At 66.6% G+C, this 18,478-nt stretch carries 21 protein-coding genes; 9 read left to right on the top strand and 12 right to left on the bottom strand.

All coding sequences use genetic code 11. The features are described 5' to 3' along the window. Positions 1-164 precede the first annotated feature (164 nt). On the bottom strand, positions 165-2,333 hold the full coding sequence (locus AC5JLE_RS16335; RefSeq protein WP_014647732.1) for a M3 family metallopeptidase: 2,169 nt from the start codon (positions 2,331-2,333) through the stop codon (positions 165-167). Positions 2,334-2,463: 130 nt separating this feature from the next. On the opposite strand from AC5JLE_RS16335, the gene AC5JLE_RS16330 reads away from it, so the two are divergent. After that, positions 2,464-2,943, top strand: coding sequence for a glutathione peroxidase (locus tag AC5JLE_RS16330; RefSeq protein WP_496065480.1), 480 nt, complete (start codon positions 2,464-2,466; stop codon positions 2,941-2,943). 75 nt (positions 2,944-3,018) lie between these two features. Here AC5JLE_RS16330 and AC5JLE_RS16325 read toward each other — a convergent pair whose 3' ends face one another. From AC5JLE_RS16325 to AC5JLE_RS16310, 4 genes are all read right to left on the bottom strand, one after another. Continuing rightward, positions 3,019-3,798, bottom strand: a complete 780-nt coding sequence (locus AC5JLE_RS16325; protein ID WP_014647730.1) for a ferredoxin--NADP reductase — start codon at positions 3,796-3,798, stop codon at positions 3,019-3,021. Positions 3,799-3,877: 79 nt separating this feature from the next. Then, on the bottom strand, positions 3,878-5,749 hold the full coding sequence (locus AC5JLE_RS16320) for an ABC transporter ATP-binding protein (RefSeq protein WP_075076679.1): 1,872 nt from the start codon (positions 5,747-5,749) through the stop codon (positions 3,878-3,880). Between the two features lie 239 nt (positions 5,750-5,988). Next, on the bottom strand, positions 5,989-6,441 hold the full coding sequence (locus AC5JLE_RS16315) for a carboxymuconolactone decarboxylase family protein (RefSeq protein WP_046431628.1): 453 nt from the start codon (positions 6,439-6,441) through the stop codon (positions 5,989-5,991). 36 nt (positions 6,442-6,477) lie between these two features. Next, positions 6,478-7,374, bottom strand: a complete 897-nt coding sequence (locus tag AC5JLE_RS16310) for an RNA polymerase sigma-70 factor (protein WP_100450322.1) — start codon at positions 7,372-7,374, stop codon at positions 6,478-6,480. A gap of 158 nt (positions 7,375-7,532) precedes the next feature. Here AC5JLE_RS16310 and AC5JLE_RS16305 point away from each other — a divergent pair, with 158 nt between their 5' ends. The 3 genes from AC5JLE_RS16305 (at position 7,533) to AC5JLE_RS16295 (ending at position 10,207) form a co-directional block, all read left to right on the top strand. Further along, on the top strand, positions 7,533-9,050 hold the full coding sequence (locus AC5JLE_RS16305; RefSeq protein WP_014647726.1) for a fumarate hydratase: 1,518 nt from the start codon (positions 7,533-7,535) through the stop codon (positions 9,048-9,050). 125 nt (positions 9,051-9,175) lie between these two features. Beyond that, positions 9,176-9,514 (top strand): hypothetical protein, encoded by a 339-nt coding sequence (locus tag AC5JLE_RS16300; protein WP_046431623.1) that lies wholly within the window; start codon positions 9,176-9,178, stop codon positions 9,512-9,514. Positions 9,515-9,571: 57 nt separating this feature from the next. Continuing rightward, the gene (locus AC5JLE_RS16295; RefSeq protein ID WP_014647724.1) at positions 9,572-10,207 is read left to right on the top strand and encodes a glutathione S-transferase family protein; all 636 of its coding nucleotides are present in this window, start codon (positions 9,572-9,574) and stop codon (positions 10,205-10,207) included. A gap of 71 nt (positions 10,208-10,278) precedes the next feature. On the opposite strand, the gene arsC is transcribed toward AC5JLE_RS16295, so the two are convergent. The 3 genes from arsC to AC5JLE_RS16280 form a co-directional block, all read right to left on the bottom strand. Further along, a complete protein-coding gene (gene arsC / locus AC5JLE_RS16290) occupies positions 10,279-10,620 on the bottom strand; it encodes an arsenate reductase (glutaredoxin) (RefSeq protein WP_014647723.1) in 342 nt (113 codons plus the stop codon). Continuing rightward, on the bottom strand, positions 10,620-11,774 hold the full coding sequence (locus AC5JLE_RS16285) for a phospholipase A (protein ID WP_032958894.1): 1,155 nt from the start codon (positions 11,772-11,774) through the stop codon (positions 10,620-10,622). Before AC5JLE_RS16285 ends, arsC begins: the two co-directional genes overlap by 1 nt. A 118-nt stretch (positions 11,775-11,892) precedes the next feature. Then, the gene (locus tag AC5JLE_RS16280; RefSeq protein WP_496065479.1) at positions 11,893-12,378 is read right to left on the bottom strand and encodes a DUF456 domain-containing protein; all 486 of its coding nucleotides are present in this window, start codon (positions 12,376-12,378) and stop codon (positions 11,893-11,895) included. Positions 12,379-12,613: 235 nt separating this feature from the next. Between AC5JLE_RS16280 and AC5JLE_RS16275 the strand changes: the two genes are divergently transcribed. Continuing rightward, positions 12,614-12,823, top strand: a complete 210-nt coding sequence (locus AC5JLE_RS16275; RefSeq protein ID WP_014647720.1) for a cold-shock protein — start codon at positions 12,614-12,616, stop codon at positions 12,821-12,823. A gap of 72 nt (positions 12,824-12,895) precedes the next feature. On the opposite strand, the gene AC5JLE_RS16270 is transcribed toward AC5JLE_RS16275, so the two are convergent. Continuing rightward, positions 12,896-13,390 (bottom strand): glycine zipper 2TM domain-containing protein, encoded by a 495-nt coding sequence (locus AC5JLE_RS16270; protein ID WP_496065478.1) that lies wholly within the window; start codon positions 13,388-13,390, stop codon positions 12,896-12,898. Between the two features lie 136 nt (positions 13,391-13,526). Then, entirely contained in the window at positions 13,527-13,961 is a 435-nt protein-coding gene (locus AC5JLE_RS16265) for a hypothetical protein (protein ID WP_262087980.1), read from the bottom strand. A gap of 79 nt (positions 13,962-14,040) precedes the next feature. Between AC5JLE_RS16265 and AC5JLE_RS16260 the strand changes: the two genes are divergently transcribed. After that, positions 14,041-14,865 carry a tRNA threonylcarbamoyladenosine dehydratase gene (locus AC5JLE_RS16260; RefSeq protein ID WP_032958896.1) on the top strand — a complete coding sequence of 275 codons (825 nt, stop codon included), beginning with the start codon at positions 14,041-14,043 and terminating at the stop codon, positions 14,863-14,865. Positions 14,866-14,899: 34 nt separating this feature from the next. On the opposite strand, the gene AC5JLE_RS16255 is transcribed toward AC5JLE_RS16260, so the two are convergent. Continuing rightward, complete coding sequence (locus AC5JLE_RS16255; RefSeq protein ID WP_241884740.1) at positions 14,900-15,673, bottom strand: TatD family hydrolase; 774 nt, start codon at positions 15,671-15,673, stop codon at positions 14,900-14,902. Beyond that, positions 15,670-15,885: a DUF6116 family protein gene (locus tag AC5JLE_RS16250; protein ID WP_014647716.1), complete on the bottom strand. Its 216-nt coding sequence runs from the start codon at positions 15,883-15,885 to the stop codon at positions 15,670-15,672. Before AC5JLE_RS16250 ends, AC5JLE_RS16255 begins: the two co-directional genes overlap by 4 nt. A 163-nt stretch (positions 15,886-16,048) precedes the next feature. Between AC5JLE_RS16250 and AC5JLE_RS16245 the strand changes: the two genes are divergently transcribed. From AC5JLE_RS16245 to AC5JLE_RS16235, 3 genes are all read left to right on the top strand, one after another. Continuing rightward, positions 16,049-16,894 (top strand): glycine zipper 2TM domain-containing protein, encoded by an 846-nt coding sequence (locus AC5JLE_RS16245; protein WP_046431690.1) that lies wholly within the window; start codon positions 16,049-16,051, stop codon positions 16,892-16,894. Positions 16,895-17,020: 126 nt separating this feature from the next. Further along, the gene (locus tag AC5JLE_RS16240) at positions 17,021-17,563 is read left to right on the top strand and encodes a GNAT family N-acetyltransferase (protein ID WP_014647714.1); all 543 of its coding nucleotides are present in this window, start codon (positions 17,021-17,023) and stop codon (positions 17,561-17,563) included. Between the two features lie 214 nt (positions 17,564-17,777). Next, entirely contained in the window at positions 17,778-18,434 is a 657-nt protein-coding gene (locus AC5JLE_RS16235; RefSeq protein ID WP_032958899.1) for a glutathione S-transferase family protein, read from the top strand. Positions 18,435-18,478 lie beyond the last annotated feature (44 nt).

Genomic DNA, 18,478 nt, shown 5'->3' with positions numbered 1-18,478 from the left:
AGGCCTGACGTCAAGATGGCGTTGTCACTTGAAGATTGAAGGCTCGACGTATTTTCGACCCCGGGGTCAGATCCCTTTTCGCAGAAGAGGGCTCTGACCCCGACCACAACAAAAAACCGCCCGGTCTCCCGGGCGGTTTTCGTTTCAGGCGACTGCGCTGGCGATCAGTTGCCGGCGCCGGTCAGGCCGCGCTTTTCCAGCAGTGGTTCGATCTGCGGCTCGTGGCCGGCGAAATCGCGGAACAGCTGCATCGCGTCGACGCTGCCGCCCTTGGACAGCAGGGTGGCGCGGAAGTGGTCGCCGTTCTTGCGGCTCAGGCCGCCGTTGTCCTTGAACCACTTCTGGGTGTTGGCATCGAGCACTTCCGACCAGATGTAGGCGTAGTAGCCGGCCGAGTAGCCGCCCATGATGTGGCTGAAGTACGGGGTCTTGTAGCGCGGCGGAACCGGCGCGTAGTAGATGCCGTCCTTCTCCAGCGCGGCGCGCTCGAAGGCCATCACGTCCTTGGCCGCCGGCACCTGGTCCGGGCCGATCTGGTGCCAGTTCTGGTCCAGCATCGCCGCCCCCAGGTATTCGGTGGTGGCAAAGCCCTGGTTGAACTTCGATGCGGCAATCACCTTGTCCAGCAGGGCCTGCGGCATCGCCGAACCATTCTGGTAGTGCTTGGCGTAGTTCTTCAGGATGACCGGGTTGTCGGCCCACATCTCGTTGACCTGCGAGGGGAACTCGACGAAGTCGCGCGGCACCGAGGTGCCCGAGAAGTAGGGGTACTTCACGTTGGAGAACATGCCGTGCAGGGCGTGGCCGAACTCGTGGAAGGTGGTGTTCACCTCATCCCAGGTCAGCAGGGTCGGCTGGCCGGCCGGCGGCTTCGGGATGTTCAGGTGATTGGCGACCACCGGCTTGAAGCCGGTCAGCTTGGACTGCGAGACGTAGGAGTTCATCCACGCACCGCCGCGCTTGGAGGCGCGCGCATACGGATCGAAGATGAAGATCGCCAGCTGGCTGCCATCGGCGTCGAACACGTCGTAGACGGTGACGTCATCGTGGTAGACCGGCAGGTCGGTGCGCTGCTTGAAGGTCAGGCCGAATTCCTGGCCGGCGGCGTAGAAGACGCCGTTCTCCAGCACGTTCTTCAGTTCGAAGTACGGCTTCAGCTGCGACTCGTCGAAGTTGTACTTGGCCTGGCGCACCTTCTCGCTGTAGAAGGCCCAGTCCCACGGTTCCAGCTGGAAGGTCGGCTTGCGCGCGGCCTTCTGCTCCTTGTCGATCATCGCCTGCAGGTCGGCGGCTTCGCGCTTGGCATTGGCCACCGCGGCCGGAGCCAGCTTGCCGAGCATCGCGTTGACCGCTTCGGGGGTCTTGGCGGTCTGGTTGGTCAGGTTGTAGGCGGCGAAGTTCGGGAAGCCCATCAGCTTGGCCTTGTCGGCACGCAGCTGCATGATGCGCGAGACCAGCGCGGTGTTGTCGAACTCACCGCCGCGGCTGCCGCGGGTGGTCGAGGCTTCGTAGATCTTCTGGCGCAGGGCGCGGTTGGCCAGGTTGGTCAGCGGCGGCTGGCCGGTGGTGTTGAGCAGGGTGATCACGTACTTGCCTTCCAGGCCACGCGCCTTGGCGGCTTCGGCGGCGGCGGCGATCTGCTCCTTGGACAGGCCAGCCAGCTCCTTGACGTCGTCGACAGTGATTGCCGAAGCGTTCACTTCCGACTGCACGTTCTGGCTGAACTTGGTGCCCAGATTGGCCAGTTCGGCATTCATGTCCTTCAGCGTGGCCTTGTCGGCCTCGGACAGCTTGGCGCCGGCGCGCACGTAGTTGTCGTAGTACTTCTCGACCAGGCGCACGCCTTCGGCGTCCAGGCCCAGCTGGCTGCGGGTGTCGTACAGCGCCTGGATGCGGGCGAACAGCTTGCCGTTCAGCGCGATCGCATCGCTGTGCGCGGCGAACTTCGCCGAGTAGTCGGCCTGCAGCTTCTTGCGGGTGTCGTTGGTATCGGCGCCGACCAGGCTGAAGAACACGGTGGTCGCACGGTCGAGGATGTCACCGCTCTTTTCCAGCGCGATGATGGTGTTGTCGAAGGTCGGCTTGGCCTTGTTGTTGGCGATCGCCTCCACTTCCTTCAGCTGCTGCGCCATGCCGGCGTCGAAGGCCGGGGCGAAGTCGCTGTCCTTGATCTTGTCGAACTGCGGGAAGTGCAGCGGCAGCGGGCTTTCGGCGAAGAACGGGTTGGCCTGCTGGGCATTGGTGCTGGCAGCCGGGGTGGCGGCGCCGGCCGAGAAGGCGGGCAGGGCAAGGCCGAGGGACATGGCCACGGCAAGGGCAAGTCGAGTGGTCAAGGTAGAAGCTCCGGTAAGGCAAACAAGGGCCCGAGGGTAACCCGGCCGGCGGCGACTGCACTTGTGTCAAAAGGCATGTTGCCGGGGCCGGGCGCGGGTACCATGCATTCACCGCCCACGGCCCGCTGCCATGACGACCGCCTACGATTTCAGCTTCCGCGACCTCGACGGCCAGCCGCAGGCGCTGGCCCGGTACCAGGGCCACCCGTTGCTGCTGGTCAATGTCGCCAGCCGTTGTGGCTTCACGCCTCAGTACACCGGGCTGGAGCAGCTGTGGCAGGCGTACCGCGAACGCGGCCTGGTGGTGATCGGCTTCCCGTGCAACCAGTTTGGCGCGCAGGAGCCCGGTGATGCCGCACAGATCCGCCAGTTCTGTTCGCTGGACTATCCGGTCAGCTTCCCGCTGTCGGAAAAGATCGAGGTCAACGGCGAGGGGGCCGACCCGCTCTGGAGGTGGCTCGCGCGCGAGAAGCGCGGCGTGCTCGGCAGTGCCCGCATCAAGTGGAATTTCAGCAAGTTCCTGGTCGATCGCCAGGGGCGGGTGGTGTCGCGGCATGCGCCCACCACCCGGCCGGAGCAGCTGAGCGGCGAGATTGAAGCGCTGTTGTGAGGTCGTGCCGGCCGCTGGCCGGCAACCCGGCGGGCCAGGAAGAGCCGGCCAGCGGCCGGCACTACCGTTGCAGCATCATTTCTCGACGAACGCGCGCTCGAACACGTAGTGGCCCGGCTGGCCGATGCGCGGCGAAACCTGGAAACCGCGGGCATCGAGCACAGCACGCAGGTCGGCCAGCATCTGCGGGCTGCCGCAGATCATCGCGCGGTCGTTTTCCGGGCTCAGCTCCGGCAGGCCGAGGGTGCGCTGCATCTGGCCGCTTTCCATCAGCGAGGTCAGGCGGCCCTGGTTGGCGAACGGCTCGCGGGTGACGGCCGGGTAGTACAGCAGCTTGTCGCCGATCATCTCGCCCAGGAACTCGTGCTCACGCAGCTCCCTCTCGAAGTAATCGCGGTAGGCCAGATCCTTTTCGTAGCGCACGCCGTGGCAGAGGATCACCTTCTCGAAGCGCTCGTAGGTCTCCGGGTCCTTGATGACCGACAGCCACGGCGCCATGCCGGTGCCCGTGCCCAGCAGGTACAGGTTCTTGCCCGGGTGCAGGTCGCTGATCAGCAGGGTGCCGGTGGGCTTCTTGCCGACCAGCACCTTGTCGCCTGGCTTGATGTGCTGCAGGCGCGAGGTCAGCGGGCCGTCCTGCACCTTGATGCTGAAGAACTCCAGATGCTCTTCCCAGTTGGCGCTGGCGATGGAGTACGCACGCAGCAGCGGCCGTGCCTCGGTTTCCAGGCCGATCATCACGAACTGGCCGTTCTCGAAGCGGAAGCCGCTGTCGCGGGTGGTGGTGAAACTGAAGTAGGCGTCGGTCCAGTGACGGACCTCAAGCACCGTTTCGGCGCCAAAAGCGGAGGACATGGGCGTATCTGTCAAAAGTCGTCGGGGGAATTCTATCTCAAATGAGACGGGTTCTCATTGGGCGGAACGAGAGGCGTTCTCAGCGGTAACCCGCCGCCTGCAGCTCGAACAGCTCGGCATAGCGGCCGCCCTGTGCCATCAGCTGGGCGTGGGTGCCACTGGCCTCGATCCGGCCATCGGCCAGCACCAGGATGCGATCGGCCATGCGGACCGAGGAAAAACGGTGGGAAATCAATACGGCGGTGCGATTATCCGCCAGTTCCCTGAACCGCTGGAACACCTCGAATTCACTGCGCGCATCCAGTGCTGCCGTTGGCTCATCCAGGATCATCACCTGCGCATTGCGCATCCACGCGCGGGCAATGGCGATCTTCTGCCACTGGCCACCGGACAGGTCCACGCCCTGCTTGAAACGGCGGCCGATCAGCTGGTCGTAGCCACCGGGCAGCTCCTCGATCACTTCCTCGGCCATGCCGCGGCGCGCGGCATCGGCGATGCGTGCCCGGTCGTCCATGGCCTCGACCTGGCCGACGCCGATGTTCTCGCCGGCGCTGAGGTTGTAGCGCACGAAGTCCTGGAAGATCACCCCGAGGTTGGCGCGCAGGTCGTCCAGGTCGTAGTCGCGCAGGTCGCGGCCATCGAGCAGGATGCGGCCCTCGTCCGGTTCGTACAGGCGTGCCAGCAGTTTCACCAGGGTGGTCTTGCCCGCGCCGTTCTCGCCGACCAGGGCCAGCACTTCGCCGGCCTGCAGCTGGAAATCAAGGTGGCGCACCGCCCACTGTTCGGCATCGGGATAGCGGAAGCCGACGTTCTCGAACACGAAGCCCTGGCGGATCGGCTGCGGCACGCGTATGGCGCCTTCGCGCGAGTGGATTTCCGGCTCGATCTGGAAGAACGAGAACAGGTCGTCCAGGTACAGCGCCTGGCTGGCCACCTGCGAGAAGCCGATCAGCAGGCCTTCCAGCAGTTGGCGCAGGCGCAGGAAGCTGCCGGCAAGGAAGGTCAGGTCGCCGATCGAGAAATCGCCGCGTACCGTGCGCCAGGCGATGTAGGCGTAGGCGGTGTAGTAGCCGAGCGTACCCAGCGCAGCCAGCAGCGTGCCCCAGAACGCGCGGCGCCGTGCCAGGGCACGGTTGGCCTGGAACAGCGCCACCGACAGGCGCCGATAGCGCTCGACCAGGAAGCGGTGCAGGTTGTAGATCTTCACTTCCTTGGCCGTTTCCACGCTGGCACCGAGCTGGCGCAGGTAGTCGAGCTGGCGGCGCTCGGGCGTCCACTGGAAGTTGAGGCTGTAGCCGGCCGCGTTGAAGTGCGATTCGCCGATGAAGGCCGGCACCAGTGCCAGCGCCAGCAGCAGGATCAGCCACGGCGCGTAGACCAGCAGGCCGACGGCGAGGCTGGCCACGGTGATCGCGTCCTGCACCTGGCCGAACAGCTGGCTCATCAGGTTCATCCGGCCCATGGTCTGGCGCCGCGCACGGTCGAGCTTGTCCTGCAGGTCCGGGTCCTCGAAGTCCTCCAGATCCAGCGTCGCCGCGTGTTCCATCAGCCGGATGCTGGTGACGTTGGCGAACAGTTCCGACAGCAGCGCGTCGGCATAGCTGACCAGCCGGCCGAGCAGGTCCGAGGCGATGGCCAGGCCGAATTCCAGCGCCAGCAGGCCCAGCAGCGGATTGAGCATGCCGCTGGACAGCGCCTCGCCCAGCGGCGGGAAACCGGCGTCGTGCTGGCTCAGGTGCAGGGCGCTGTCGATGATCAGCTTGCCGACGTACAGCATCGCCACCGGCAGCAGCGCACGGATCAGGCGCAGCCCCAGGCTGGCCAGGGTGAGCGCGGGGCTGGTCTGCCAGACCATGCGCAGGAACGGCGGCAGGTTGCGCATCGCCTTGAAGCGCTGGCGCAGGCTGGGTTTCTTCGCGGCGGCAGCGCCAACGGGGGGGATGGCAGGCATGCGCGTATTGTGCGCGCGTGATACGTGCAGGGGGAGTCAGTGCAGGCGTGTGGCCGGCACCGGGGTCAGATCCCTTTGCGCGGCAAAGGGCTCTGACCCCAGCGACCCACAGCGGGTCAGAGCCCTTCGCGAAGCGAAGGGATCCGACCCTCCCGTATCCACGCATTGCGTGGATCCACCGTGCCGACCAAGGTCGACACCTACCAGCAGCACCGATGAACTGTCGAAGGCGGGGTGGGTTAGGCCGGCAGCGGCGGCAGCAACCCCGCACCGAGGCGGTTCCAGGCATTGATCACCGCGATGCCCATGCTCAGGTCACTGATGCCCTTCTCATCGAAGTGCGGTGCCAGGGCATCGAACGCGGCCTGCGACGGCGCGCCGTCGGTCAGCCGGGTCAGCGCCTCGGCCCAGCCCAGTGCCGCGCGCTCGCGGGCATCGAAGAAGCGGCTTTCGTGCCAGGCGGGCAGGGTGTCCAGCTTGCGCGGCTCGATGCCGCCCTTGCGCAGCGCGGTGCCGTGCATGTCCATGCAGTAGCCGCAGCCGTTGAGCTGCGACACGCGCAGGAACACCAGTTCCATCAGGGTCGGATCGATCGAGCTGTCATGCACGGCCTGGCTGGTGGCCAGCAGGCCCTTGAAGGCCTCGGCGGCCAGGCGGGTGTAGGGGACGCGGGGAGAGGCGTGGTCGGACATTTTCGGCTCCACGGCGGCCACGGTGGCCGCCTTTCACTACCAGGACGCCGTACCGTCATCGCGCGTGACAACACCCGGCAGCTTTTCCGGATTCAACACGCTGTACACGTTGGCGATGCGGCCATCGACCACTTCGATGGTGGTGACCGAATGCAGGCGCTCACCCTGGAAGCGCAGGATCGCCGGCTCGCCGTTGACGTAGCCCAGCTGGGCGGGATGCACCGCGCCGCGGCGGGCGATGGCCCAGAACAGGCGGCCGATGCGTTCGGCGCCCAGCAGCGGCCGCACCGCCGCAGTGACCACGCCACCGCCGTCGGAAACCAGCACCGCGTTGGCGTGCAGCAGGGCCTGGATCGCGTCGCTGTCGCCGCGCTGCGAGGCCTCCATGAAGCGCGCCAGCAGCTGCCGGTGCTGGCTGGCATCGGCATTGAAGCGCGGTCGTCCGGCCTGCAGGCGTTGCCGGGCACGGTGCACCAGCTGCCGGCAGTTGGCCTCGCTGTGGCCGATCAGCTCGGCGATCTCACGGTAGTCGTGGTCGAACGCCTCCTTCAGCAGGAAGGCGGCGCGTTCCTCGGGGCCGAGGTGTTCGAGCAGGGTCAGGAAAGCGACCGAGACGTCGTCGGCCAGCGCATGCAGCTGGGCCGGACCGGGCGCCGGGTCCGGCTCCAGGGTGACCGCCAGCGGTTCGGCCAGCCATGGGCCGACGTAGTGGACGCGCTCGCGCTTGGCCGCACGCAGCCGGTCCAGGCCGAGCCGGGTGGTGGTGGTGACCAGCCAGGCCTCGGCATCGCGGACGGCCGCAGGATCGGCGCCGGACCAGCGCAGCCAGGCGTCCTGGACCACGTCTTCGGCGTCGGTGCGGCTGCCGAGCAGGCGGTAGGCCAGCGCCATCAGGCGCGGGCGGTGGGTCTGGAAAGCGGTTTCGGCGTTCATGTGGGCAAGGACGCCGCAGTGGCGCGTGGCGTGACAGAGGAGGCGGGGTCAGATCCCTTTCCCATGGAAAGGGATCTGACCCCTGACTCTACCTGCGGCCGGGGGAGGGGGTAAAATGGGCGGATTACCCCCGCCAGCCTCGAGCAAGCGAGCAAGACGTGACATCGATCAAGCAGGAAGACCTCATCCAGTCCATCGCCGACGCGCTGCAGTACATCTCGTACTACCACCCGGTCGACTACATCAAGAACCTTGCCGCCGCCTACGAGCGCGAGGAGTCGCCGGCCGCGAAGGAAGCGATGGCGCAGATCCTGATCAATTCGCGCATGTGCGCCGAGGGCCACCGCCCGATCTGCCAGGACACCGGCATCGTCACCGTGTTCCTGGAAATCGGCATGGACGTGCGTTGGGATGACGCCACCATGGGCGTGGAAGACATGGCCAATGAAGGCGTGCGCCGCGCCTACATGCACCCGGACAACAAGCTGCGCGCCTCGGTGCTGGCCGATCCGGCAGGCAAGCGCATCAACACCAGGGACAACACCCCGGGCGTGGTCAACGTCAAGGTGGTGCCGGGCAACAAAGTCGACGTGATCGTCGCCGCCAAGGGCGGTGGTTCGGAAGCGAAGACCAAGTTCGCCATGCTCAATCCGTCCGACTCGATTGTCGACTGGGTGCTGAAGACCGTGCCGACCATGGGCGCCGGCTGGTGCCCGCCGGGCATGCTGGGCATCGGCATCGGTGGCACCGCCGAGAAGGCGATGCTGCTGGCCAAGGAAGCGCTGATGGAGCCGATCGACATCACCGAGCTGCAGGCCCGTGGTGCGTCCAACCGCATCGAGGAGCTGCGCCTGGAGCTGTACGAGAAGGTCAACGCGCTGGGCATCGGTGCGCAGGGCCTGGGTGGCCTGACCACCGTGCTCGACATCAAGATCAACGACTACCCAACCCACGCGGCCAACCTGCCGGTGGCGATGATCCCGAACTGCGCGGCCACCCGCCATGCGCACTTCACCCTGGATGGCAGCGGCCCGGTGATGCTGGACCCGCCGTCGCTGGAAGACTGGCCGAAGCTGACCTACGACGCATCCAAGGGCACCCGGGTGGACCTGGATACGATTACCCCGGAAGACGTGGCCAGCTGGAAGCCGGGCCAGACCCTGCTGCTCAACGGCAAGCTGCTCACCGGCCGCGACGCCGCGCACAAGCGCATGGTCGACATGCTCAACAAGGGCGAGCAGCTGCCGGTCGATCTGAAGGGCCGCTTCATCTACTACGTCGGCCCGGTCGATCCGGTGCGTGACGAAGTGGTGGGCCCGGCCGGCCCGACCACGGCGACCCGCATGGACAAGTTCACCGAGCAGGTGCTGGCACAGACCGGCCTGCTGGGCATGGTCGGCAAGGCCGAGCGCGGCCCGGCCGCGATCGAGGCGATCAAGAAGCACAAGTCGGCCTACCTGATGGCCGTCGGTGGCTCGGCCTACTTGGTGTCCAAGGCGATCAAGGCGGCCAAGGTGGTCGGTTTCGCTGACCTGGGCATGGAGGCGATCTACGAGTTCACCGTGCAGGACATGCCAGTGACCGTGGCCGTCGACTCCGCCGGCGAATCGGTGCACAAGACCGGCCCGCGCGAGTGGCAGGCCCGCATCGGCAAGATTCCGGTGGTGGTGGAGTAATTCCCGCACGCTTCGGTCCAGACAACGGCGCCCGTGTGGCGCCGTTGCTGTATCTGGAGGCAGGATTAACACGCCTGTAGCCCTGGCTCTGCTACGGTTGGCACACCCTCGCACAGGACGTGTCCATGGCCCTGCATCGCTTCATCGTGGCCGGCGTGCTGCTGGCCCTGGCCGGCTGCAGCACCCCGGCGTCGTACGAAGGCGCGGATTTCCCTGCATCGGCGCAATGCCGCATGCAGTGCCAGGCCGGCTATCGCAGCTGCATGGCGCAGAATGACTCTCTCGGCAGCCGCCAGAGCAATTGCGAGCAGCGGATGGTGCCGGCGCCGGACAAGCGCTGCAAGGACGTGGACAACCCGGACCTGCGCCGTGCCTGCGAACTGAAGACGCATGACTGCACGCTGCGCGCGCCGATGATGTCCTGTGGCGAGCGCCGCGATACCTGCATGAGCAGCTGCGGCTGAGCGACGGCTCCCGCACGGGCGCATAATCGGCCGGCCCACCTGCACAGGATCCGCCGCATGAGCACCACGCTGTATGGTTCGACAAGCACCGCCGCGCTGGTGGTGCACTGGCTGCTGATCGAGCTCGGCATCGAGCACGAGTTGGTGCTGCTGGATTTCGACGCGCGCGAGCACAAGTCGGCGGAGTACCTGGCACTGAATCCGGCCGGCGTGGTGCCGACGCTGCTGATCGATGGCCTGGTACTGACTGAAGCGGCGGCGATCGCCCTGTACCTGGCCGACCGCCATCCGGACGCCGGTTTGTTGCCGGCACTGGGCACGCCGCAGCGCGCCGATGCCTACCGCTGGATGTTCTGGTGTGCCAATACGTTGCAGCCGGCCTATCGCGCCTGGTTCTATCCGCACGAGGTGGCGGGCGAGGCAAACGTGGAGGCCAGTCGCGAGATGGCGCGACAGCGCCTGGAAGCGGCCTGGCAGCATGTGGCCACGCACCTGCTGGCGCATGGACCCTACCTGCTGGGCGCCACGCCCTGCGTGGTCGACTACATGCTGGTGATGCTGATGCGCTGGTCGCGCAACATGCCCAGGCCCAGTGACACCTGGCCGTCGCTCAAGGCACATGCCACCTCGATGAAGGCGCGCCCGGCGTTCGCCGAGGCCTACCGCCGCGAAGGCATCACCGACTGGCGGTAACCAGAAAAGGGGACGGAGGGGATTAAGTCGTTTGTGCACAAACGACTTAATCCCCTCCGTCCCCTTTTCCGTTACAGGATCTCCAGCACCGTTTCCGGCGGGCGGCACAGCCGTGTGCCCTTGGGCGTGCGCACCACGGGGCGGTTGATCAGGCGCGGGTGTTCGGCCATCGCAGCCAGCAGGGTGGCATCGTCGGCATCTTCCAGCCCGAGTTCGGCGAACTGGGTCTCCTTGCTGCGCACCAGGTCGCGCGCGCTCAGGGCCGACTCGGCCAGCACCTGGCGCAGCGTGGCCGCGTCGGGTGGGGTGCCCAGGTACTCGATCACCACCGGGTCGAAGCCCGCATCGCGGATCAGCTTCAGTGCGCCGCGCGAGTTGCTGCAGGCCGGGTTGTGCCAGATCGTCACGTCCATCAGAACCACTCCAGCAGCGACACGCCCACGCCCACATAGGTGGCCTTGTGGTTGTAGTCGATCATGCTCTCGCCATAGCCGTCGAAGACCTGCACATGGCCACGCAGCAGATTGCTGATCGGAAAGCCGTAATCCAGCTGCAGTGCACCGTGGGAGCGGCTGCCGGTGCGCAGCGAATGACGCGCCATCAGCGCGACTTCATGCCCGTTGCGGTTCCAGATCAGGGTCGCGTCACCCCGGCCCATGTAATCCTCGATGTCCGGATTATTGTCTTCGCTGCGGCTTTCCGGGATGCGGTACCACGGGCGCAGCACCAGCGCCCAGTTCTCGCGATCCAGGCCGATGTTGAGCATGACCCGGTTCCAGCTGCGCGAGAGCGGATCGGCCCGTCCGTTGGACTGGTGGTTGAGGCTGATACCGGTCATGCGCCCGCGCCAGCCACCGATCGAGTAGCCGTTGCGGAACACCATCATCACTTCGGGTTCGTAGTTGGTTTCGCGGAACGGGCGCGAATCCTCGCTGTTGTAGGCCTGCCAGCGCGAACTCTGGGTGTAGCCAGCCCAGATGTCGCCGTTGTCGCCGAACAGGTTCTCGGCGATCTTGGTCTTGAAGCTGATCTGGAACTTCAGCTCGGTACTGTCGAGTACCTGCGGGGTCGTCACGCTGTTGGCCGGGTTCGGCGAATGCGGCGTGGTGTTGCGGTCGCTGGTCCAGAACGCCGGCAGCAAGTACACCGGCTTGTAGGCACGCAGCTGGAAGGGCCCCAGCTTGGAGTCCTCGGCCAGCTCCCAGCGGCTATCCAGCAGCGAACCGCGGCCAGCATTGGCCAGCGCGCTGTCCGGTGCCGCCGGACGGAACAGGTCGCTGACCCGCTCGCGCAGCTTTTCCTCGCCCTGGCTCACGCGCGCGGTCTGTCGTTCCTCGCGGCGCGCCTGCGCAGCCGATTCGGCGGCGGCATCGGCGGCGGCGGTGGCCTCCGGGGTATGCCCGAAGAGGCGGTCATAGCAGGCCAGGCGGGCCGCGTCGGTGGTGATCGCCGCGCAGGCGGCCGGCGAGGTGTCGGCGCTGGGCGCGAACTCCTGCGCAGCCAACGGTGCACTGGCCAGGGCAAGCGCCAGCGGCGCCAGACGGGGAAGCAGCGTGGGGAGGGTCATTGCAGCAGGCCCTTCGATGGATACGGGAATCGCACAGTGTGGCGGCTGCACCGGATCGCGGCCAGCCCCACCGTTTATGCACGGCCACGGCGTGCGCGTGGCGTGAAGGCTAGGTGGCTCAGAAGAACCAGGCGAACGCGAACAGGCCCAGCATCGCGATCACCACCGCCAGTTTCAGTGCCAGGCCGAGCAGGATGCCGAGCCAGGTCGCCAGGCCCACCTTGGTCGAGCGGCCGAGTTCGCGGGTGTGCCAGTACTCGCCGAGCAGGGCGCCGATCAGCGGTCCGGCAAACAGGCCGATGGGCAGGAAGAACAGGCCGACGATGCTGCCGACGAAGGTGCCCCACAGGGCCTTGCGGCTGGCGCCGACGCGCTGCGCGCCAACTACGGTGGCGAGCACGTCCACCAACAGTGAAAGCAGGGTCAGCACGCCCAGCGCGACCAGGGTGGGCCAGCCGACGTGGGCGAAGCCGTCGGCCCAGGCCGCCAGCAGCAGCCCGATGAACACCAGCGGGATGCCCGGGAGGGCCGGCAGGATGATGCCGGCGATGCCGATCAGGACAAAAATGACCGCTAGCAGATATAAGATGAATGAGAGTCCCATGCTGTCCCGTATGGTGGCCGTTTTGGGGTTGACAGTGAAAGATTTTGCCAGTTGCTTTTTCGTTTTGGGCGGGTTAAGTTGCAGTCGCTGAGCTTGGCAAGGTCACCGTGGATCGTGGCCTGATGAAGCAAGATCTTTCCGATCCGCTGCATCGATGCACCTCGCTTCCCCCTTGCTTGTCAGCCGCCCACCGGGCGTTTCCAACAACAAGAGAGAGTCAAAGGGAGTTAGTGAGATGGCTGAGCGCGAGACCGGTACCGTAAAGTGGTTCAATGATGCGAAGGGATTCGGCTTCATCAGCCGGCAGAATGGCGAGGACGTGTTCGTGCACTTCCGCGCCATCGAGACCCAGGGCTTCAAGAGCCTCAAGGAAGGCCAGACTGTGAGCTTCGAAGTCGTGCAGGGCCAGAAGGGCCTGCAGGCTGACAAGGTGCAGCCGGTGTAATACCCGCCGCCCGTCGGCATGAAAAAGGCCCGCGCAAGCGGGCCTTTTTCTTTGCCGTTGGCCCGGTGCAGGTCAGCGCAGGATGACCTTGCCATTGACGACGCGCACGTAGGTGTTCTCGCGGATGCCGCCGAGATCGCGCTGGTTGACCACGATGGTGCGGCCATCATCCATGCGCACGCTGATGTCATAGGTATCGCTGGTGACGTTCTTCTGGATCTGGTTGCCGGCCAGGGCACCACCGACCGCGCCTGCGGCGGCGGCGATGTTCTTGTTGCCACGGCTGCCACCGGTGTGGTCGGAGATTTCATGGCCGGCCACGGCGCCGACGATGCCGCCGAGGATCGCGCCGGTCGCGCTGGGCGCGGTGCGGCCCGAGGGCACGGTGTTGATGCGGGTGACGATGCCACAGTCAGCGCAACGGCCCTCGTTGTAGCCGCCATTGTTGCCGTAGCCGCCGTTGTTGTAGCCGTTGTTGTAACCACCGCCGCTGTAACCGGGCGAGGTGGCACAGCCAGCCAGCGCGAGGGTAGCGATGGCGCTGGCGGCGATGAGCTGGATCTTCATGGGGCGTCTCCTGGCCGTGAAGGCGGGTGGGTTGGGTGGTACTGCGTCGTGCAGCAGGGTGGACGAATCCTCTCCTTTCGAACGTGAACAACGCGCCAACCGTGTGCGTGCTGCCCGGCTGCAGGATGAATGCGGCTCAGCGGAAATCCTGGTGGCAGGCGCGGCAGTCCGCCTGCAGTGTTTCCACCAGCTGGGCGAGGGCTCTGCAGTCGCCCGGCGGTGAGGCCAGTGCCGTATTGAGGTTGCCGCGCAGCTGGCTGGCGTGCTGCTGGAACTGCGCACTGTCCTTCAGCCCGGGAAACGCCTGGTCCAGGTCATTGGACAGCAGGCGCAGCGCCTGCAGCCGCGGCACGCTGTCAGCCAGGCTGCAGCGGTTCTGCAGCTGGGCCTGCTGCAGCAGCTGTGACTGCCGCTGCATCACCTGCATCAGGCTGCCCGGGAACGGATCGCGACGCGCCTGCAGGGCGCGGCCGACCATTACCGTGGCGATCAGGCCGATCAGCAGGCCCAGGCAGAGCACGAACAGGTAGCGATGGGCGCTGGACAGGCGGCGGGGCGGGCTGGCATTCATGCGGGCACTCCGGGCGTGCAACGGTGGGTTCGACGCCGGCGTACTGCGGGCGCCAGCACCTGCACGTTAAAATAGCCCGATGAACGAACAGGTCAAACAGCGCTTCGCCGGCATCGAACGGCTGTACGGCGTGGGTGCACTCGAGCGCCTGCAGGGCAGCCGCGTGGCGGTGGTCGGCATGGGCGGCGTCGGCTCGTGGGTGGTGGAGGCGCTGGCCCGTTCGGCCGTCGGCCACCTGACCCTGATCGATGCCGACGATATCTGCGTGTCCAACACCAACCGGCAGCTGCCGGCGATGGAAGGCAACTACGGCCGCAACAAGGCCGAGGCGATGGCCGAGCGTTGCCGTGCGATCAATCCGGACATCGGGGTCGACGCGGTGCAGGCATTCCTGACCGTGTCCAACATGGCCGAGCTGCTGGACCGGGGGTTCGATCTGGTGATCGATGCCTGCGACAGCTTCCGGGTCAAGGTCGAGACGATCGCATGGTGCCGCCGCCGCAAGCTGCCGTTGCTGACCGTCGGTGCCGCCGGTGGCCGTACCGACCCGACCCTGGTGCGCATCCGCGATGTCTCTCGCACCGAGCACGACGCCATGCTGGCGCTGATCCGCAAGAAGCTGCGCAGCGAATTCAACTTCCCGAAGAACGCCAAGCGCTATTTCGGCGTACCGGCGGTGTATTCGCTGGAGAATGTGAAGTACCCGCAGGCCGATGGCAGCGTCTGCGGCATCCGTCCGAACCTGGGCGCCGATGCGGCGTTGAAGCTGGACTGTGGCGCCGGCCTGGGCGCGGCAACCCACATCACCGGCGCGTTCGCCTTCGCGGCGGTTGGCAAGGCGCTGGAGATGCTGCTGGAGCCGAAGAAGGTGAAGGTGGAAGCGGTCGAGGCCAGCGAGGTGTGATGGATCGTGCCGGCCAGCGGCCGGCACCTGCCCGTTACATTGCCGGCAGCGCGAACAATCGCCGCGCATTCTCCGTCGTGGCCCGGGCCACGGCATCCAGCTCCATCCCGCGCAGTGCGGCCACGTGCCGGGCAATGGTCGCCAGCCGCGCTGGCTCGTTGCGCTGGCCGCGGATGCCGGCGTCGGGCTGGTCGGGCGCGTCGGTTTCCAGCAGCAACTGTTCCAGCGGCATCTCGCGCACCAGCCGCTGCAGCCGTTGCGCGCGATCGTAGGTCAGTGGGCCACCGAGGCCGAGCAGGAAGCCCTGCCTGTGCAGTTGCGCGGCCTGTTCCGGGCTGCCGGAAAAGCTGTGCACCACGCCGCGCAGGCCGCCGACGCGGCGGATGGCGGCGATCACCGCATCCACCGCGCGTCGCGCGTGCACGATCACCGGCAACTCGAATTCGCGGGCCAGTTCCAGCTGGCCGATGAAATACGCCTGCTGGGCGTCGGCGTCCAGCCCTTCGACAAAGAAGTCCAGGCCGCATTCGCCGATCGCGCAGGGGCGTTCGCGCTCGATCCACTCGCGCAGCAGTGGCAGGTGCCCGGGCTGGTGATCGGCCAGGAACATCGGATGCAGGCCGTAGGCCGGGTACAGCCCCGGCGCCTGCTGGCAGACCTCACGCAGCTTCGGCCAGCTGGCCGCGGTCACCGCCGGTACCACCTGCTGGCGCACCCCCGCGGCCTGCGCACGCTCGATCACCGCAGCGCGGTCACGGTCGAACCCGCTGGCATCCAGATGGCAGTGGCTGTCAACCAGGATGCTCAACGCTGTTCAAGCGGCGGAGGTGTTGCGGCGTTGCGGCTCTTCCAGTTGGCCAGCAGCAGTGTGCCGAAGCCCAGCACCAGCTCATCGACGAACGGGATCGGGTCCGGGATGAACAAGGTCAGCACGAACAGGCCGGCGGTGAGCTTGAACAGGGTGGGGTAGCGCAGCCGGCGGGCCCATTGCAGTACCGGCAGCAGCATCGGGTTGGCCATGGCGGGGAGCCTCGTGGGGAATGTGCAAACGCTACCACGGGCCCAGCATTTCCCGATGCTGAATGGGTTATCGGAATGAGCAGGAAATGTGGAGATTTCGTTCAGGCAGCGCATGCTGCAATCTGCCCCGAGAACGTTGCGGATGGTCCGCAAGGAGCAGGTCATGAAAAGCACAACTACAACTGTCCTGGTCGCAGCGGGCGCGCTGCTGGTCGGTGGCATCGCCACCGCCGCCTTCATGAAGAGTGGTGACAAGTCGCCCGATTCCATCAGCGCCGGAACCCCCAATGGTGAATCGCGCCTCGTTGAAGGTAACGCTTCTGACGACGGCGCACGTGGTGACAAGCTGGACCCGTCCGCGCCGCGCGGGCTTGAATATGCCGATGTGCTGAAGGTTGACCCGATCACCGAGAAGCAGAAGGCCTACGCCACTGTGATTGGCACCGATCCAGTGCGCGAGACCTCCACCACCCAGACCCCGCACGAGGTCTGCCAGGACGTGACGGTGCAGGAGCGCCTGCCGGAACGTGATGGCAACGTTGGCGGTACCGTGGTCGGCGCTGTGGTCGGTGGCCTGCTCGGCAACCAGGTCGGTGGCGGCAACGGCAAGAAGGCCGCGACCGCCGCCGGTGCCGTGGCCGGCGGCTTCATCGGCAACCAGATCGACAAGCGCCACGTGGGTGGCCGCGTGGTCAACCGCACCGAGCGCCAGTGCCACACCGAGACCGCCACCTCCGAGTCGAGCCGCGTCACCGGCTACAACGTGACCTACCGCAATGAGGACGGCACCACCGGCACCATGCGCATGGCCAGCAAGCCGGGCAACCGCATTGCCATGGGTACCAACGACGTGGTGAAGGGTTACAACGTGACCTACCGCTATGACGGCGCGGAGAAGACCGTGCGCATGGACAACAAGCCGGCCAGCGATCGCCTGCCGGTGGTCGATGGCCAGCTGGTCACGCAGACCGCTGCCGCCGGTGCCACTGCCGCAGCCACGCGCCAGTAATCCCGGCGCAGCATGCAGCACCTGACGGGCCGGCTCATGCCGGCCCGTTTCATTGCGACCGGCGATATTCATCCGCGCAGCGAAGCCATCCTCCATCATGGGTGCCCCCTTCGACATGGAGCCGGCATGAGCATCTTCGACCTGCGCATCGAAACCGAGCGGCTGATCCTGCGCCCGCTGCTTCGCGAGGACTACGAGCCGTACCTGGCGTTCTGCGCCGACGAGGCCACGATGCGTACCCTGGGCGGCGTGCAGCCACCCTCGGTGGCCTGGCGCGGTTTCTGCAGCCTGGCCGGCGCCTGGCAGCTGTTCGGCTTCTCGATGTTCAGCGTGATCGAGAAATCCAGCGGCGACTGGATCGGGCGGATGGGACCGTGGCAGCCGCAGGACTGGCCGGGTACCGAGGTCGGTTGGGGCATCCGCCATGCCAGCTGGGGCCGGGGCTATGCGCCGGAGGCGGCGGTCGCGGCGATCGACTGGGCGTTCGATACGCTGGGCTGGGCTGAGGTGATCCATACCATCGCCGAGGACAACGACAACTCGCGGGCCGTGGCACGCAAGCTCGGCAGCACCCTGCTGCGCATGGGGGAGTTGCCGGCGCCATACAACGGCAAGCCCATGCAGATCTGGGGCCAGTCGCGCGAACAGTGGCGGCAACGCGCGCGCTGAGCGTGGCTTGGTAGTGCCGGCCGCTGGCCGGCAATCGCTTGGATCCAGCCGCATCGAGGATGCCGGCCAGCGGCCGGCACTACCAGCTGCATCGAGGTTGCCGGCCAGCGGCCGGCACGACCGTGTAGTCATGCTGCACCCGCGCTTGGCATTCACTGGCGTGCTTGCCAGACTGCACGCAGCCGGCCGCCGGCCGGATCCGAGGGAGCAGGCAATGGTGGAAGAGCGCGTCCCGTTGACGGTGCACGGCATGTCGGTGTCAGGCAACTGCCACAAGGTCCGCCTGCTGCTGGAGCAGCTCGGCAGCCGCTACCGCTGGGTGGAAGTGGACAGTGCCCACGGCCAGACCCACACCCCCGAGTTCCTCGCGCTCAATCCCAATGCCAAGGTGCCGTTGATCGTCCGCGACGATGGCCGCGTGCTGACCGAGTCCAATGCGATCCTTTTCTGGCTGGCCGAAGGCACGCCCTACCTGCCCAACGATGGCTGGGAGCGCGCGCAGGCACTGAGCTGGATGTTCTTCGAGCAGTACACGCACGAGCCGTGCGTGGCGGTCGCGCGCTTCATCCGCGGCTGGACCCCGCCTGGGTCGCCGCGCCGCGCCGAACTGCCACGCCTGCACGAGCGCGCCGCCGCTGCACTGGCGGTGATGGAGCAGCACCTGCGTGATGCGCAATGGTTCACCGGCAGTGGGTACGGCATCGCCGACATCGCGCTGTTCGCCTACACCGACGTCGCAGGCGAGGGTGGAATCAGCCTGCAGCCGTTCCCGGAAGTTCGCGCCTGGTTGCAGCGCGTGCGCGGGCAGCCGCGCTTCCTGCCGATGCCGGCGGTGACCGCCGAGGTGCGCGCCCGCTTCGAGGCCGCATGACTCTCACCAAGGTGATCCCCACAGGGTAGCGCCTGGCCAACGCC

This window comes from Stenotrophomonas sp. (genome assembly GCF_059505245.1).
The sequence above is the reverse complement of the archived record's forward strand: the minus strand, read 5'-3'. Positions and strand labels throughout refer to the sequence as shown.